The sequence below is a fragment of the Paracoccus indicus genome (assembly GCF_003056335.1).
In the GTDB taxonomy this organism is placed as follows: domain Bacteria; phylum Pseudomonadota; class Alphaproteobacteria; order Rhodobacterales; family Rhodobacteraceae; genus Paracoccus; species Paracoccus indicus.
The window spans coordinates 119,772-136,122 of the sequence record NZ_PYWA01000008.1 but is presented as its reverse complement, the minus strand read 5'-3'; the positions used below and the strand labels follow the sequence as shown (position 1 = coordinate 136,122).

Annotated in this window: 14 protein-coding genes; 6 read left to right on the top strand and 8 right to left on the bottom strand. The window is 64.6% G+C overall.

Annotation, left to right across the window (positions count from 1 at the left end; translation table 11 throughout):
- Nucleotides 1–30: 30 nt before the first annotated feature.
- Nucleotides 31–1,797: a choice-of-anchor L domain-containing protein gene (locus DDE75_RS17535; RefSeq protein ID WP_211659358.1), complete on the top strand. Its 1,767-nt coding sequence runs from the start codon at nt 31–33 to the stop codon at nt 1,795–1,797.
- Between the two features lie 72 nt (nt 1,798–1,869).
- On the opposite strand, the gene DDE75_RS14095 is transcribed toward DDE75_RS17535, so the two are convergent.
- From DDE75_RS14095 to DDE75_RS14085, 3 genes are all read right to left on the bottom strand, one after another.
- Nucleotides 1,870–2,934, bottom strand: coding sequence for a quaternary amine ABC transporter ATP-binding protein (locus tag DDE75_RS14095; protein WP_108503030.1), 1,065 nt, complete (start codon nt 2,932–2,934; stop codon nt 1,870–1,872).
- A complete protein-coding gene (locus DDE75_RS14090) occupies nt 2,927–3,811 on the bottom strand; it encodes an ABC transporter permease (RefSeq protein ID WP_108503029.1) in 885 nt (294 codons plus the stop codon). Before DDE75_RS14090 ends, DDE75_RS14095 begins: the two co-directional genes overlap by 8 nt.
- An 81-nt stretch (nt 3,812–3,892) precedes the next feature.
- The gene (locus DDE75_RS14085) at nt 3,893–4,894 is read right to left on the bottom strand and encodes an ABC transporter substrate-binding protein (protein WP_418304188.1); all 1,002 of its coding nucleotides are present in this window, start codon (nt 4,892–4,894) and stop codon (nt 3,893–3,895) included.
- A gap of 319 nt (nt 4,895–5,213) precedes the next feature.
- Here DDE75_RS14085 and DDE75_RS14080 point away from each other — a divergent pair, with 319 nt between their 5' ends.
- From DDE75_RS14080 to DDE75_RS14060, 5 genes are all read left to right on the top strand, one after another.
- Nucleotides 5,214–5,777 (top strand): sigma-70 family RNA polymerase sigma factor, encoded by a 564-nt coding sequence (locus DDE75_RS14080; RefSeq protein ID WP_108503028.1) that lies wholly within the window; start codon nt 5,214–5,216, stop codon nt 5,775–5,777.
- Nucleotides 5,774–6,523 (top strand): anti-sigma factor, encoded by a 750-nt coding sequence (locus DDE75_RS14075; RefSeq protein ID WP_162799054.1) that lies wholly within the window; start codon nt 5,774–5,776, stop codon nt 6,521–6,523. Before DDE75_RS14080 ends, DDE75_RS14075 begins: the two co-directional genes overlap by 4 nt.
- 103 nt (nt 6,524–6,626) lie before the next feature.
- Nucleotides 6,627–8,006 carry an NAD-dependent succinate-semialdehyde dehydrogenase gene (locus DDE75_RS14070; RefSeq protein ID WP_108503026.1) on the top strand — a complete coding sequence of 460 codons (1,380 nt, stop codon included), beginning with the start codon at nt 6,627–6,629 and terminating at the stop codon, nt 8,004–8,006.
- Entirely contained in the window at nt 8,003–9,418 is a 1,416-nt protein-coding gene (locus DDE75_RS14065) for a dihydrolipoyl dehydrogenase (RefSeq protein WP_108503025.1), read from the top strand. Before DDE75_RS14070 ends, DDE75_RS14065 begins: the two co-directional genes overlap by 4 nt.
- Before the next feature lie 15 nt (nt 9,419–9,433).
- Nucleotides 9,434–10,192, top strand: coding sequence for a hypothetical protein (locus DDE75_RS14060; RefSeq protein WP_108503024.1), 759 nt, complete (start codon nt 9,434–9,436; stop codon nt 10,190–10,192).
- Here DDE75_RS14060 and DDE75_RS14055 read toward each other — a convergent pair.
- From DDE75_RS14055 to DDE75_RS14035, 5 genes are read right to left on the bottom strand one after another with little or no spacing between them, the layout of a single operon-like run.
- On the bottom strand, nt 10,189–12,390 hold the full coding sequence (locus tag DDE75_RS14055; protein ID WP_108503023.1) for a glycoside hydrolase family 2 protein: 2,202 nt from the start codon (nt 12,388–12,390) through the stop codon (nt 10,189–10,191). The genes DDE75_RS14060 and DDE75_RS14055 overlap by 4 nt on opposite strands.
- Nucleotides 12,391–12,392: 2 nt before the next feature.
- Nucleotides 12,393–13,541 (bottom strand): galactonate dehydratase, encoded by a 1,149-nt coding sequence (gene dgoD / locus DDE75_RS14050; RefSeq protein ID WP_108503022.1) that lies wholly within the window; start codon nt 13,539–13,541, stop codon nt 12,393–12,395.
- Entirely contained in the window at nt 13,538–14,467 is a 930-nt protein-coding gene (locus tag DDE75_RS14045) for a Gfo/Idh/MocA family protein (protein WP_108503021.1), read from the bottom strand. Before DDE75_RS14045 ends, dgoD begins: the two co-directional genes overlap by 4 nt.
- Nucleotides 14,464–15,519 (bottom strand): ABC transporter ATP-binding protein, encoded by a 1,056-nt coding sequence (locus DDE75_RS14040; protein WP_108503020.1) that lies wholly within the window; start codon nt 15,517–15,519, stop codon nt 14,464–14,466. The genes DDE75_RS14045 and DDE75_RS14040 overlap by 4 nt, the downstream gene beginning before the upstream one ends.
- 7 nt (nt 15,520–15,526) lie before the next feature.
- Entirely contained in the window at nt 15,527–16,324 is a 798-nt protein-coding gene (locus DDE75_RS14035) for an IclR family transcriptional regulator (RefSeq protein ID WP_108503019.1), read from the bottom strand.
- Nucleotides 16,325–16,351 lie beyond the last annotated feature (27 nt).

Genomic DNA, 16,351 nt, shown 5'->3' with positions numbered 1-16,351 from the left:
CCAGTAACTTCTAAGCCCGAGGAGGCTAAGATGAGCGTTTACCAATCCTATACCGATCTGCTGGCGTCCGCGCCGTCAGGAACGACGGCGGATGATCTTGCGACCGATTTCGTCCAGTCCGAATTGGGCAGCGCGGCAACGAATGTCACCTATACCGGCAGCACGGATGCCATCTTCGATGTCGACAGCTTCGACATCGCCGGATTGGCGCCGGGCACGACCTCGGTCAGCTATGCCGACGGCCTGATGCTCTCGAGTGGCGGTTTCGTGGACGATGAGAACAACAGTGGCGGTTTCACGGTCAGTCATTCGCAACCGGGCGACCCGCAGCTTACCAACGTTGCGGCGGCGGCCTTTGCCGGGGCCGGCACGACGAATGACGCCTCGGTCCTGAACTTCGACCTGATGATCAGCGAGGGCAGTTCGATCGACACGCTGCGGGTAGAGATCGTCTTCGGTTCGGATGAATATCCCGAGTACTCTGACAGCTCATTCGTGGATGTCGGCGCCATCATCGTGAACGGCGTCAATTACGCCCTGTTCAACAACGATCCGTCCACACCGCTCAGCGTCATCAGCGCCAATGTGAACCCGCTTTCGGATGGCTCGACGAACTTCATTGACAATAGCGCCGGGGCCTACGGTGTCGAATGGGACGGTTTCAGCAACAAGCTGATCATCCGTGCGCCGGTCACCACCGGGATGAACACGGTGATGTTGGGGGTGGCAGATACCGGCGACTTCATCCTGGACAGCGCCATGTTCATCGACAGCATGACGCTTGTGTCCAGTGGCGGCAGCGGCAGTGGCGGGGGTGTTCTGACGCCCGTCGTGCCGAATGCGTCGGGGGTCCTGTCGCCCTCGCTTCTGCCCGAGGAGCTGCAGATGACGCCGGGCATTTCCAACAAGGCCACAGGCACGCCCGAGGAACTGGACGGCGATGTCGTCGTGGGCATGGATGAGGATGACGAACTGGTCTTCGAGAACACGACCTTCGATCAGGACGACGCCGACCTGGACGATGGCGTGATCGCGATCGACACCGATGGCGATGGCGAGGCGGACACATTCGTCACCGTCACGGGCGAGGTTACCGGCCTGGCGGTCCAGAACCAGGGCAGCAACACCGCCGTCAAGATCATCCCGCTGGACCCGAGCGATCCCACCGATCCGACGGACCCAACCGATCCGACCGATCCCGGTCTGGCAATCATCGGCAGCAAGGGCGCGGACAAGATCAAGGGCAGCGCTGCGGATGACGTCGTGCTTGGCGGGGGCGGCAAGGATCTGCTTGAGGGGCTGGCCGGCAACGACCTGATGGTCGGCCAGGCGGGCGACGACAAGCTGCGTGGCGGCGCGGGCGCGGACACGCTGTCGGGCGGATCGGGCGAGGATGTGCTGGACGGCGGGATCGGGGCCGACATGCTGCTGGGCGGACAGGGCAACGACCGCCTGTTCGGCGGCATGGGGGCCGATGTGCTGAAGGGCGGCAACGGCAAAGACAAGCTGGATGGTGGCGCGGGCAATGACACCGTGTCCGGCGGCGGCGGTGCCGACAGCTTTGTCTTCGATCTTGGCGATGACATGGACGTCTTCACCGACTTCAAGGTCGATCAGAACGACCGGCTGGTCCTGTCCGGATCGGTCAGCGGCGGTCTGGATGCCCAGGGCGTGCTGGACACCTATGGCACGATGATCGACGGTCAGGCCGCACTGGACTTCGGCGGCGGCGACATGATCGTCTTTGCCAATCTGACCGATCTGAACGGATTGGCCAGTCAGATCGACTTCGTCTGATAAGTAAAATTGCAAATGCAAAGGGGCCGCGTCGGAACGCGGCCCCTTCGTCATGCCGGCAGTCGGTCCGGTTCAGCCGACGGCAGCCTCCAGCGCGTCATCTTCGCTGGTGTCAGGCGCAATCATCTCGGCCACCGTCTTGGACAGGGTGATCATGCCCAGATGCGCGCCCGAACCATCGGTGATATTGGCGCGGTTCACCTCGGCGTTCGTCATCGCCCGTGCCGCCTCTTCCAGCAGCGTGTTCGAGGGCAGCGTGATCGGCGTATCGGCTCGCTGACCCTTGCGGGTGATCGTGCGCACCGTGATCACATGGCCGCGCTTGACGTCATGCACGAAGCTGCTGATGTAGTCATCGGCAGGCCGCAGGACGATCTGTTCGCCTGTGCCCTGCTGGATGATCCGACCGTCGCGCAGGATGGCGATCTTGTCGCCAAGGCGCAGTGCCTCGTCCAGGTCATGGGTGATGAAGACGATGGTCTTGCGCAGTTCGGATTGCAGGTCCAGCAGCACCGATTGCATGTCGGTCCGGATCAACGGATCCAGCGCCGAGAAGGCCTCGTCCATCAGCAGGATCTCGGGGTCGTTGGTCAGGGCGCGGGCCAGGCCTACGCGCTGCTGCATGCCGCCCGACAGTTGGTTGGGATAATTGTCCTCGAAGCCGTCCAAGCCGACGCGGCTGATCCAGCGCCGCGCCTTCTCCTCACACTCCTTGGCCGAGACGCCGCGGACCTGCAGGCCATAGGTGGTGTTTTCCAGCACCGTGCGGTGCGGAAACAGCGCGAACTTCTGGAAGACCATCGCCGTCTTCTGACGACGGAAATCACGCAGTTCCTTCTGCGACATCTGAACGACGTCGCGGTTGTCGAAGATCACCTCGCCTGCGGTGGGGTCGATCAGGCGGTTGATGTGCCGGATCAGGGTGGATTTCCCAGACCCCGACAGCCCCATGACCACCTGGATGCGCCCGGCCGGAATGGTCAGGTTGATATCTTCCAGGCCCAGCACGTGGTTGTGCTTGGCGTTCAGCTCCTCCTTGGTCATGCCGTTCTTGACGCTTTCGATATGCGCCGCGGCATTGGGGCCGAAGATCTTGTAGAGGTTGCGGATCTCGATGTCGTGGGTCGCTTCATCCATGGACGGCCTCCAGATGCTTCTGCAGACGCTTGCCATAGGCCTGGGTTGCACGGTCGAAGATGATGGCGATGGCGACGATGGCCAGACCGTTCATCACGCCAAGGGTGAAATACTGGTTGTTGATCGCCTGCAGGACCGGCTGGCCCAACCCGCGCACACCGATCATCGATGCAACGACGACCATGGCCAGCGACATCATGATGGTCTGGTTCACGCCCGCCATGATGGTGGGCAGCGCCAGCGGAAGCTGCACGTCCTTCAGCATCTGTCCGTTGCTGGACCCGAAGGCGGCGGCTGCCTCCAGCACGTCGGCGGGAACCTGGCGGATGCCGAGATTGGTCAGGCGGATGATCGGCGGAACCGCATAGATCACGACGGCGATCACGCCGGGCACCTTGCCAAGGCCGAAGATCATCACGACGGGGATCAGGTAGACGAAGCTGGGCATCGTCTGCATCATGTCCAGGATGGGCGTCACGATCTGGTTCGCACGGTCCGAACGGGCCATCAGGATGCCGGTCGGAATGCCGATCGCCACCGCGATCATCGTGCAGACGGCAACCATGGCGATGGTGCGCATCGTGTCTTCCCACATGCCGAAATAGCCGATCAGCAGCAGGGCGATGACGGTTCCCGCGACGATCTTGATGCTGCGGCTGAGCGCCCAGATCATCAGCGCCAGACCGCCCAGAACCAGGATCCAGGGGCTGTTGATCAGGATGTTCTCGATGAAGATCAGCAGGACCTGGATGGGGTGGAAGATCTGTTCCAGCGTCTCGCCATAGGCGCGGGTGAAGCCGCGGAAGGCAGTGTCGATGGCGATGCGCAGATCACGCAGATCGCCTCGGCTCATCTCTGGGAAATCTACAAAATCCATGTGTTGTTCTTTTCTTTGGGACGTATCCGTGGTGCTTGGAAGAATGATGGAAACGGGGGCGCGTGGCCCCCGTTCAAAGCATCAGATCGCGTCCGAGACCTTCTCGGCCACCTCGTCGGAAACCCAGGCCTTCCAGACCTCGGGGAAGTTTTCCAGGAAGTAGTAGGCACCGTCTTCGTTGGTGGCCTGATTGTCGCCCATCCAGGCCAGAAGCGTGTTCACCGTGTCGTTCGACCAGGCACGCTTGCCCAGGTATTCCATCGTGACCGCGTTGTTCTCGGCGAACTCGGCGGTGACGGCGGTGAAGACGTCCGAGCTGGGCCATTCGTTCAGCTGCGGGTCCTCGCAGTTGTTGACGACCGTGCAATTGTCCCAGCTTTCCTTGTCATGTTCGACGCCCAGTTCCAGCTTGGTCATGTCGTACTGGCCCAGGATTGCCGTAGGCGCCCAGTAATAGCCGAGCCATCCTTCCTCGCGGTTGAAGGCGCGGGCGATCGAGCCGTCCAGACCCGCGGCCGATCCGCTGTCGACCAGCTCGAAGCCCTTGTCCTCGGCACCGAGGGCCTGGAACTGGTTCGCCGTGATGATCTGGCACGCCCAACCCGAGGGGCAGTTGAAGAAGGCGCCCTTGCTGCTGTCTTCGGCACCGGGGAACAGCTCGGGATGCGCCAGGGCATCCTCGATGGTGGTGATGTCGTTTTCCTTGGCGATCTTGGTCGGGATCCAGAAGCCCTCGACGCCACCATCCGACAGGATCTCGGAGGCGATGATGATCCGGCCCTCATCCTGCGCGGCTTCCAGCGGCACCTTGACGGCGTTGACCCACAGTTCGGGTGCGACGTCGGGTTCGCCCTTTTCGTTCATCGAGGTGAAGGTCGGCACCGTGTCCCCGGTCACCAGGGCCACATCGCAGCCGTAACCCTCTTCCAGGATCACCTTGTCGACCCAGGCTGCCAGACCTGCCGAGGCCCAGTTCATTTCCGCGATAGTCAGGCTGCCGCATTCGTCGGCGGCATAGGCGGCAGGTGCTGCGATCACCAGGCCGGTGACGGCCAGAACTGCTTTCAGGGAAGTCATCGTCAATCCTTTCGATCCAGCCCCGGTCAGGCATCCGCATGACGCCGCCGCCCATTGGCCGATCTGGGCCGAAATGACGCATTTCCCGGTCTGGTTTTGATCAAACATGCGTGTATCAAAGCCACAATCCCGCAAGGATGCAAGGAAAACGCCCGCAAAACATGCCGAATATTGCTGGCTGGTGGCAATGTGACGCACGGTAAGCAGCGGGGCCTTCCGATGACGCAGTCGTCATCGATGCGTACCGTCGCATTGCCCAAGAATGGTTGCAGCGCATCGGCAGTTTGCGGCAGGATGCCGGCATTCAGGGGTGGGGTGTATTTTCATGGACGATCACGGCAAGCAGCGCAATCGCAGGCTGGAACAGGCGGTTCAGGCTTGCGCCGAGGGACATCCGGAAGGCATCGACGCCATTCTGGAACTGGAAGGTTCCCAGCTGTTCGGCGTTGCCCTGCGCATCCTGACCCGCCACGACCTGGCCGAGGAAGCCCTGCAGGACGCCATGGTGCTGATCTGGCGGAAATCGCCGCAGCAGCGCGGCCCGGCGGGTTCGGCACGCGGCTGGATCTATGCGATCCTGCGCAACCGCTGCCTGACGATCCTGCGCGACGGACGCCGCCTGTCAAGCATGTCGCCCGACGAACTGACCCGCATGCAGGACGCCCGCGACCAGATCGTCCCCGAGGAAGGCTGGCAGATGCTGGCGGGGTCGTCGCGGCTTGGCGATTGCCTCGATGCGCTGGACGATCCGGCGCGCCGGGCCATCCTGCTTGCCCATGTCGGCGGTTTCAGCCACGGAGAGATCTCGGCCCGGCAGGGTGTCCCGCTCGGGACCGCGAAATCATGGATACGCCGGGGCCTCGCCTCGCTGAAGGAATGCCTGTCATGAACGGATTTCAGGACGATCTGACCGGCTTTGCCGACGATTATGCGCTTGGCCTGATGTCGCCTGCCGCCGCCGAACTGTTCGAGGCGGTAATGGCAAGGGACCCTGCACTGGCTGAACGCGTGGCGCATCTGCGCGAGACGTTGATGCCTCTGGATCTGTCGGCAAAGCCCCATGCCCTGCCCGAAGGCTTTGCCGCCCGCCTGCGCGATCAGGTGTCGCAGACGCCGCAGGATGGTGCCGTTGTCCCGCCCGCGCCAGTGCTGGGCAGCGATCCGACCGTCGCCCCGACCCCTGCCAATCTGCCCGCTGCACCTCTGCGCCGCTGGATGGCAGGCGTGGCTGCCGCGCTTGTGCTGGGCGTGGCCCTCGGTTTCGGCGGTGCCCTTCAGCGCCCCGGCCCCGAACCCGTCGTGATGGCGGTGCTGCTTGGTCCCGACGGGCAGCCGCGTGCCGTGGTCAGCGATTACGGCAATGACACCGCCCAGATTCGCTTCGTTGCCGACATCGACGTGCCGCAGGGTTACAGCCTGCAGACCTGGACGCTGCCCTCGGCGCAGATGGGTCCGCAATCGCTTGGGGTGCTGGACGGCCCGCAGGCGACGGTGCTGCACGGCCCCGATCTGCCCGCCCCCGGCGACAACCAGCTTTATGAGATCACGCTGGAGCCCGAAGGCGGATCGCCCACCGGTCGCCCGACCGGCCCGATCATCGCCAAGGGCCTGGCCGCGGCGCAATCCGGCGTCTGACCGCGACATCACGTCACGCAGCCGTGTGACCCCGCCATGGAACGGCGCGGCTGCGGGTCCCGTTGGTGCCTCGAAACGCGACAAGCGAATATCGGAGCATCACATGACCGAAGCCAATATCACCACCGTCAATCCCTATACCGAGGCCAAGCTGACCACCTATCCCATCGAGGGCGTCGATCGCGCGCTGGAAAAGGTCGAGGCTTGCCACGAGGCCTTCCTGGATTGGCGTCTGGTGTCGCTCAAGGATCGCGCCGAGAAGATCCGCGCCATCGGTCGGGAACTGCGCAACAGCAAGGAAGAATACGCCCGCCTGATGACTGCCGAGATGGGCAAGCGCCTGGAGGATGCGCGTGGCGAGGTTGAGTTGTGCGCAGCCATCTGCGACTGGACCGCCGATCACGGCCCCGACCATCTGGCCGACGAAACGCGCGAGGTGATGGGCAGCCGCAAGGGCATCGTGACCTATCAGCCGACCGGCGTCATCTATGGCATCCAGCCGTGGAACTTCCCGCTGTATCAGGCGGCGCGCTACACCATCGCCAACCTGATGGCCGGGAACGGCGTCCTGCTAAAGCATGCGGCCAATGTCACCGGCAGCGGCATCATGCTGCGCGATATCATCGAACGGGCGGGCCTGCCCAAGAACCTGTTCACGGTCCTGCTGATCGACCACGACACCTCGGAAAAGGTGATCGAGCACAAGCTGGTGCGCGGTGTGACCCTGACCGGCAGCTCGGCCGCGGGACGCATCGTGGCGGCGCAGGCTGGCAAGGCGCTGAAGAAGACGGTGATGGAGCTGGGCTCGAACGACGCCTATCTGGTGCTGTCGGATGCCGACATCGACCTGGCGGTCAAGACCTGCGTCACCGGTCGCCTCTACAACAACGGGCAGACCTGCGTGAATGCCAAGCGTTTCGTCGTGGTCGATGCCGTCTACGACCAGTTCATCGCGGCCTATACCAAGGCCATGCAGGACGTCACCTTGGGCGACCCCGAAGATGAAGCCACGGGTTTGGGCCCCATGGCCCGCAAGGATCTGCGCGACGAATTGCACAAGCAGGTCCAGGACAGCATCGACAAGGGCGCCAAGCTGCTGTGTGGCGGTGAAATCCCCGACCGTCAGGGGTATTTCTATCCCGCGACGGTTCTGGAGAACGTCCAGCCCGGTCAGCCCGCCTATGAGGAGGAGCTGTTCGGCCCCGTCGCTTCGGTCATCCGTGCCAAGGACGACGAAGATGCCATGCGCATCGCCAACGACAGCGAGTTCGGCCTTGGCGGCGGCATCTTCTCGAAGGACGAGGATCGCGCCGTCGAACTGGCCAGCAAGTATTTCGACACCGGCATGGTCTTCATCAACGGCTTCGACGTGGCCAAACCCTCGATGCCCTTCGGCGGCGTCAAGAATTCCGGCTATGGCCGCGAACACGGCGGCTTCGGCATGATGGAATTCGTCAACATCAAGGCGGTGACTTTGAAATGAGCGGTGATCAGGGCAGGCTGGCCTGTGACGTGGCGGTGATCGGTGCCGGGACCGCCGGCATCGCCGCCGAGGCCGCAGCGCGCAAGCAGGGTGCCCGCACCCTGCTGATCGACCCCGAGTTCCGGGGCACGCTCTGCGCCAGCACGGGCTGCATGCCCTCGAAACTGTTGTTGGCGGCGGCCCATGCCGCCCATGACATCCGCCGCGCGCCGGTCTTCGGCGTCCATGCCGAGGGTCTGCGCATCGACGGCAAGGCAGTAATGCAGCGGGTCCGCGACGAGCGTGACCATTTCGTCGCCGCCACCCGCGAAAGCTTTGACAAGCTGCCCGAGGGCGTGGCCATCCGGTCGCGCGCACGTTTCACTGGTCCGAACACCTTGGTCTTGGAAGACGGGCGTCAGGTCAGCGCCAAGGCCATCGTCATCGCGACCGGCTCGACGACGCTGATCCCCGCGCCGCTAAAGGATCTGGGCGATCGCGGTCTGACAAATGAGACCATCTTTGAACTGCCCGATCTGCCTGAAAGCCTGGCCGTCATCGGCGGTGGTCCCATCGGGCTCGAGATGGCGCAGGCGATGGGCCGTCTTGGCGTGAAGGTGACGCTGTTCGACAAGTCCCGCACCTTGGGCAAGGCCCGCGATCCGCAGGTCGCAGAGGCTTTGCAGCACGCGGTCGAAGACGACATGACCCTGCGCCTTGGCTGCGACACCTCAGCCAAGCCCGTGAATGGGGGCGTCATGGTCGAATGGTCGGGTGGTGACAACGGTCAGGCGGTCTTTTCGCATGTGCTGATCGCGGTGGGGCGTCCGCCGAACCTTGAGGGGCTGGGGCTGGATCAATCCGGTCTGGCGTTGGACGATCACGGAACGCCGCTGTTCAACCGCCAGACGCTGCAATGTGGCGATGCGCCGGTCTTCATGGCCGGGGATGCGGATGCCGATGCGCCTTTGCTGCATGAAGCCTCGGACGAGGGGGCCATCGCGGGCAGCAATGCCGCGCAATATCCGGTGGTGACGCCGGATCAACGCAAGACCGCATTCTCGATGATCTTCACCGATCCGCCGCATGCCTCGGTCGGGATCGCACCGCCGAGTGCGCTGATGGGTCGGGCGGATTATTCCAATCAAGGCCGCGCCCGCGCCGAAGGACGTGCTATGGGCTGCATGGTGGTTCATGCCGATCCGCAGGGCCGCCTGCTGGGGGCCGAATTCTGCGCACCGGGGGCCGAGCATCTGTCGCATCTGCTGGTCTGGGCCATCGAGCGTGGTCTGACCGCCATGGATCTGCTGTCCCTGCCCTTCTATCACCCCACGCTCGAGGAGGGCATGAAGCCCGCCCTGCGCGATATCTGCGCCAAGGCGGGCCAGCACCAGCCCGCCAATCAGGACAGCGCCTGCCCGCCGGGCGCATAGACCGAAAGGACGACCATGACCGAGGCGATCCACGATCTGGGCCAGGGTTTCTGGACCATCCGCGGCGATCTGAAACTGGGCGGCGTGCTGAACGTCGGCACGCAGGCCGGGTTGGTGCGCCTGTCGGACGGCGGCTTTGCCATGCTGGACAGCTATCCGCTGACCGGCAATATCCGCGACCGGGTGATGCAGCTGACCGATCAGGGACGCGCAGTCAGGGCCGTGCTGAACCTGCATCCGCATCACACCCTGCATTGCGCCGGGATCGCGCAGGATTTTCCCGACGCTAGGCTCTATGGTTCGCGCCGCCACTGGGAAAAGCACCCCAAGCTGGATTGGCAGCCGCAGCCTGTCGAATCCGCCGAAGTCGCGGCGATGTTTGCGGACGACCTGCAGTTTTCGATGCCGAGGGGGATCGAATACATCGACGGCAACGACAAAGTGCATGCCGGATCGCTGCTGGCATGGCATATGGCCAGCCGCACGCTGCATGTCGATGACACGATCAACCTGATGCCAGTGCCGCGCCTGCTGAAGCGCTTCTTTCCCAGGCCGAGGGTCTTCCTGCATCCGACGATGGCGGAGGCGATGAAACCCGAACCCCATGCTTTGCAGGACCTGAAGGCCTGGATCGACGAACTGGCGGCGCAGTGCCAGGACCTGCGCCACCTCTGTGCCGCCCATTCGGGCCTGCGCAGCTTCCAGCCAGGCGAATTCAGCCGCGAATTGCAGGCCGCCTTCCGCCGGGTCGAGGGCAAGTTGGCCAAGGCCTAGCCGACGCTGATGGTGGCCGTCGCCGTTGGGAACTGATCCAGACGCGCAGTGATGGTCACCGGACCTGCCTGCCCCGTCAGGCGCAGCCACATGCCGGTGGTTCCCCCTTGCAGCATTCGCAGGGATGGTCCGATCAACCGCGCCGGGCCGTCGATCTGCACCTGCACCGCCCCGTCAAGGAACGGCAGGCGGTTGCCCGCCTGATCCAGCGCCCGCAGCATCACCCGCAGATCGATGTCCGCATCGGCCGGCAGCCGGTCCATGTCAGGATCGATCTGCAGCTTGGTCGGCAGCGGATCGGCCACGAAGTCCCGCCGGGCAACAGGCTTGCCGTCCAGATACCCGGTGATACGGCCGGGGTGCCAGCTCATGCCCCATTCGCCCAGCTCGGCCGCGCTGATGTGGCGGTGGTCGATGATGACGGGCGGATGCGGCAGATGCGGAAAGCGTTCGCGGTCCGGACCGACGCGGCGCGTGACGCCCGCGCATTCAAACTCGACCTCGTCGCAGTTGGTCAGGACGATCAGGGGCAGGATGCCTCCGATATTACGCTCACCCCGCGCCCAGAAGGTCACGGGCTGCATCACCACGCCCTCAGCGGGCGGTTTCTGGCTGCCATAGGCATGGGCGGCGAACTTGGGTTCGCGCCAGATGTCCATGACGCCGTGGTGGCAGATGCGGTCTCCCGCGCCGAAGTCCTTGTGCGTGTTGTAGTCGAACATGCACCAGCCGATCGAGCCCGAGACCTGCGGATCGCCATGGGCCGCGTTCAGCACGTCCAGGTGCCGTAGGACATGCTCGATCTGGCGAAGCTCGGGGTCCTGCGCCTTGGTGGGGAACATGTGGCCGTTGTATTCCGTCACCAGATAGGGAACGGGCGTCTTCAGGCCTGTCACCTCCTCACGCGGGCGCAGGGGCGTGCGCGGACGCTGGATCAGCGGCAGCTCGGATTCGTCCAGGATGAAGTCGTTCATCGTATAGACGTCCTCCAGCAATTCGCTGTCGGGGATGCAGCGGACGCCGCCGGTGCCCCGCGTCGGGTCCAATTCACGCGCCGCGGCGTTGGTGCGGACATAAAAGTCGTGGTCGTCGGGGCTTTCGTTGATGCGCACGCCCCAGATGACGATGCTGGGATGGTTCCAGTCGCGGCGGATCATGGCGCGGACGTTTTCGACGCTGCGATCCTGCCAGGCCTTGTTGCCGATATGCTGCCAGCCGGGGATTTCCTCGAAGACCAGCAGGCCAAGTTCGTCGCAGCGGTCCAGGAACCAGGGGCTTTGCGGATAATGCGAGGTCCGCACCATGTTGCATCCGAGGTCGCGCTTCAGGATCTCGGCGTCGCGTTCCTGCGCATGACGTCCGGCGGCATAGCCCGCGTGGGGATAGCTTTGATGGCGATTCAGTCCGCGCAGCTTGACCGGCTGGCCGTTCAGCAGAAAGCCCTCGGGCGTCCATTCTGCGGTGCGGAACCCAAAGCGGTGGGTGGTGACATCGCCGCTGTCGGGCAGGCTCAGCTCGATGATATAGAGTGCGGGGTCATCCATCGACCACAGGCGCAGGCCGGTCAGGCCCGCGAAGTTCAGATCGCCCTCGCCCTCGGTCGCGGCGATCTCGCGGTCGCCATCCAGCAGGCGCGCGCGCACCGGACCCGGCGCCGTCGTTTCGGGGCGTACCACCACGGTCTTGGCGTCGGCCAGCGCATCGGGCGTCAGCACCCGCGCATTGACCAGATGGCGTTCGGGCAGCACCCGCAGCCAGACATCGCGATAGATGCCCGCATAGGTCAGATAGTCGATCTGCGCGCCGAAGGGCGGGATCGCGGGGTTTTCCGACCCGTCCACGCGCACCGTGATCAGGTTGTCGCCGGGGCGCAGGTGGTCGGTCAGATCGGCCCAGAAGGGCGTATAGCCATCGGCATGCGCCACGACCTGCGTGCCGTTCACCCAGACCACGCTGTCGGCCATCGCGCCGTCGAATTGCAGCTGCACCCGCTTGCCCGCCCAAGCGTCGTCCCATGTCAAATGGCGCTGATAGGTGAAGGGGCGCTGATAGCTGGTCTCGTCGAAATAGCTCAGCGGCAGGTCGACGGCATTATGCGGCAAGGTGATGGTTTCGCCCTCGCGCGGGGCACCGATATGGCCTTCGTCGAAGCCGTCCGAGAAGATCCAGCCGTCGTTGAGTTTCAGAACCTGTCGCATGATCACCACTCTGCAAAGCTGCCGTCGGCATGGCGCCAGATGGGGTTGCGCCAGCGATGGCCTTCGGTGGCCATTTGGCGGACCTTGGCCTCATCGACCTCGATGCCAAGGCCTGGGCCCTGCGGGATGGCGACGAAGCCGTCCTCGTATTTGAAGACCGACGGATCGACCAGGTAATCCAGCAGGTCGCTGCCCTTGTTGTAGTGGATCCCAAGCGACTGTTCCTGGATGAAGGCGTTGTAGCAGACGGCATCCAGCTGCAGGTTCGCGGCCAGCGCGATGGGACCAAGCGGGCAGTGCAGCGCCAATGCCACGTCGTAGGACTCGGCCATGGCGGCGATGCGATAGGTCTCGGTGATGCCGCCCGAATGGCTGGGGTCGGGCTGGATGATGTCGGCAAAGCCGTTCTGCAGGATCGCCTTGAAGTCCCACCGGCTGTAGAGCCGTTCGCCAAGCGCGATCGGGGTGGAACAATGGTTGGCGATCTCGCGCAGCGCCTCGGCATGTTCCGACAGGACCGGCTCCTCGATGAACATCAGGCGGAAGGGCTCCAGCTCCTTCGCCAGCACCTTGGCCATGGGGCGATGCACGCGGCCGTGGAAATCGATGCCGATGCCGAAATCGGGGCCCATCTCCTCGCGAATGGCCTGCACGCGTTCCAGCACCTGATCGACCTTGGCGTGACTGTCGACGAACTGCATCTCCTCGGTGCCGTTCATCTTGACGGCGGTGAAGCCACGATCGCCGCAGTCGCGTGCCATCCGCGCCGTGTCGCCCGGACGGTCGCCGCCGATCCAGCTATAGACGCGGATGCGGTCGCGCAACTGCCCGCCCAGCAGCGAATGCACCGGCACGCCAAGCGCCTTGCCCTTGATGTCCCACAGCGCCTGGTCGATGCCCGCGATGGCTGACATGTGGATGCCGCCGCCACGATAGAAACCGGCGCGATACATGACCGTCCAATGGTCCTGGATCAGCCCGGGGTCGCGCCCGATCAGGTAATCGGACAGCTCCTCGACGCAGGCGGCGACGGTGGCGGCGCGACCTTCGAGGACGGGTTCGCCCCAACCGCTGATCCCTTCGTCGGTGCTGATCTTCACGAAGCACCAGCGCGGAGGAACGATGAAGGTTTCGACTTGGGTGATCTTCATGGGTCTTGGTCCTGAAATGCGGGGGCCGCGTGGTGGCGGCCGGTCAGAAAGGCATCCGCGACAAGGCGCAGGGGCGACAGGTCCAGATCGCTGTCGCCATTGGCGATCAGGTCGCGGAAACGGGCATAGAGGCGGGCGTATTCGGCGTTTTCACCCTGCGCGACGGTCTCGCCATCGACGCTGAAGCGCGCGCCGCCCTGATCCAGCAGCGCCGTGCCCGCATCGGTGTCGAAGCGGATCTGCCACAGGTCGGCCCCCTGCTGGCGCCAGTCCAGACGGGCGGTGACGGGATGGCCCGCATCCATGGTCAGTTCGGCGGCGATGGGGGTCTGGCGGTTTTCGGGGATATGCAGATCGGCACCGGTCAGGCGCACCGGACCCGGCAGCACGGCGGTCAGGATCGACAGGGCGTTGATGCCCGGATCGAAGACGCCGAGCCCGCCCGGCTGCCAGATCCAGTCCTGGCCGGGATGCCATTTGCGGACATCCTCGCACCAGTCGATATGGGTGGCGTGGATGGTGCGATCGGCCAGCCAGTCGCGCGCCTGATCGACAGCGGCGGCTTCGCGCGAATGCCATGTCGCGAAGATCGTCAGGCTGCGGGATTGCGCCTCGGTGGACAGCAGCTGCAGTTCCGACAATGTGGCACCGGGCGGCTTTTCCAGCATCAGGTGGCAATCCGCGCGCAGCACGGCCATCGCCTGTTCGAACCGCCCCTGCGGCGGCGTGCAGAGCGAGACCGCCTGGACGTCGTGCAAATCGTCCAGCAGCGTCTGGACGTCGGTAAAATTCGCCACCCCGTCCAGCTGCGCATTGCGGCTGGCTATGGCGGTCAGGGTCATGCCCGGCGTTGCGGCGATGGCGGGAAGATGCTGGGCGCGGGCGATGGTGCCCAGGCCCACAAGGGCAAGGTCGATATCGCTCATCTCAGGCGCATTCCGGTTTCGGCGTCGAAGAAATAGGCCTGCGCGGGGTCCAGCGTCACGCCGACCATGCCGCCGCCCGCCGGATCAAGCCTGCGCGTGGTCTGCACGACCAGCTTTTCGCCCGAGGGTGCGGTCAGATGGGCATAGGTCACGCCGCCCAGGTTCTCGGCCAGGTCGACGCGGAAGTTGCCGTGATCGGTCAGTTGCAGCGTGTCGGGGCGCAACCCGATCTCGACCTTGCGGCCATCCATCAGATTTGGGGATTGGCGGTCCAGCGGCGCATCGAAGGCCGGGGTGACGACCTGACCGCCCTGAACCTGCCCCGCCACGAAGTTCATCGCCGGACTGCCGATGAAGCCCGCGACGAAACGGTTGTCGGGATCGTCGTACAGATCCATCGGACTGCCGACCTGTTCGATCCGGCCCGCACGCAAGACGACGATCTTGTCAGCCATGGTCATCGCCTCGACCTGATCATGGGTCACATAGATCATCGTCGCCTTGATCTCTCGGTGGAGGCGGGCGATCTCGGCGCGCATCTCGACCCGCAGTTCGGCATCCAGGTTCGACAGCGGCTCGTCGAAAAGGAACACCTTGGGGCCGCGCACGATGGCCCGCCCGATGGCCACGCGCTGGCGCTGGCCGCCCGACAGGGCCGCGGGCTTGCGATCCAAAAGCGGGTCCAGCTTTAGGATGCGCGATGCCTCGGCCACCTTGGCGGCGATCTCGGCCTTGGGGTGGCCGTTCATCTTCAGGCCGAAGCCCATGTTCTGGGCGACGGTCATATGCGGATAAAGCGCATAGGTCTGGAACACCATCGCGACGCCCCGGTCGGCGGGTTCGGCATCGGTGACGTCATCGCCCTCGATCCGGATCTGGCCGTCGGTCGTCTCCTCGAGGCCCGCGATCATGCGCAGCAGGGTCGACTTGCCGCAGCCCGAGGGGCCGACGAAGACGCAGAACTCGCCCTGGTCGACCTGCAGGTCGACGCCGTGAATGACCCTGACGGGGCCGAAATCCTTGGTGACGCGGGTCAACTGGACGCCGGACATGGCAACCTCATGCTTGCTTGTGTTCGGGGAACCGCCATGTGTCGGCGGCTGCGGCGATCTGCGCCGCGGCTTCTTTGACGGGACCGGCCAGCGCCAGCAGCTGTTCGCGGCTGGTCGTGGCGGTGGTGGTGGTCACGGATATGGCGCCGATGACCCGGCCATTGCCCGACAGGATGGGGGCGGCGATGCAGGCGATGCCGACCTCGTGCTCCTCATCGTCCAAGGCGTAACCGCGTTCGCGGATGCGGGTCAGTTCGTCGCGCAGGGCTTCGGGCGTTCTCAAGGTGCGGTCGGTATGGGCATGGAAGGACTGTCGCGCGATGGCCTGCGCCAGACGATCCTCGGGCAGATGGGCCAGCATCGCCTTGCCGACACCGGTGCAATAGGCGGGGCCGACCTTGCCGGATTGGGCGAACATCTCGACCGGCTGGCGGGCATTGCGCTTGTCGACGTAAAGCACCGCGCCATTGTCCAGCTGGGCCAGATGCACGGTCTGCCCGATCTCGCGCGCCAGGCGGTCCATGACGTCCTGCGCGACGGGGGCAAGGCTGGACTGCGCCCAAGCCGAATGCGCCAGCCGCACAAGCCGCATGCCCGGTGCATAGGTCTGGCGGTTGTCGTCGAACGCCAGCATGTCCTGCCGCGCCAATGTCTGCAGGAAACGATACAGCGTCGCCTTGGGCAGGCCGGCCTTGGGCAGGATCTCGGCAAAGCGGACGGGGCGGCCGAATTCGGCCACCAGGTCCAGCACGGCCAGCGTGCGGCCCACGGTGCCATCGGACGTCTCGCGTTGCGGGGTCGTCATGCCATGGCCTCCTCTCCGCAGCATTGC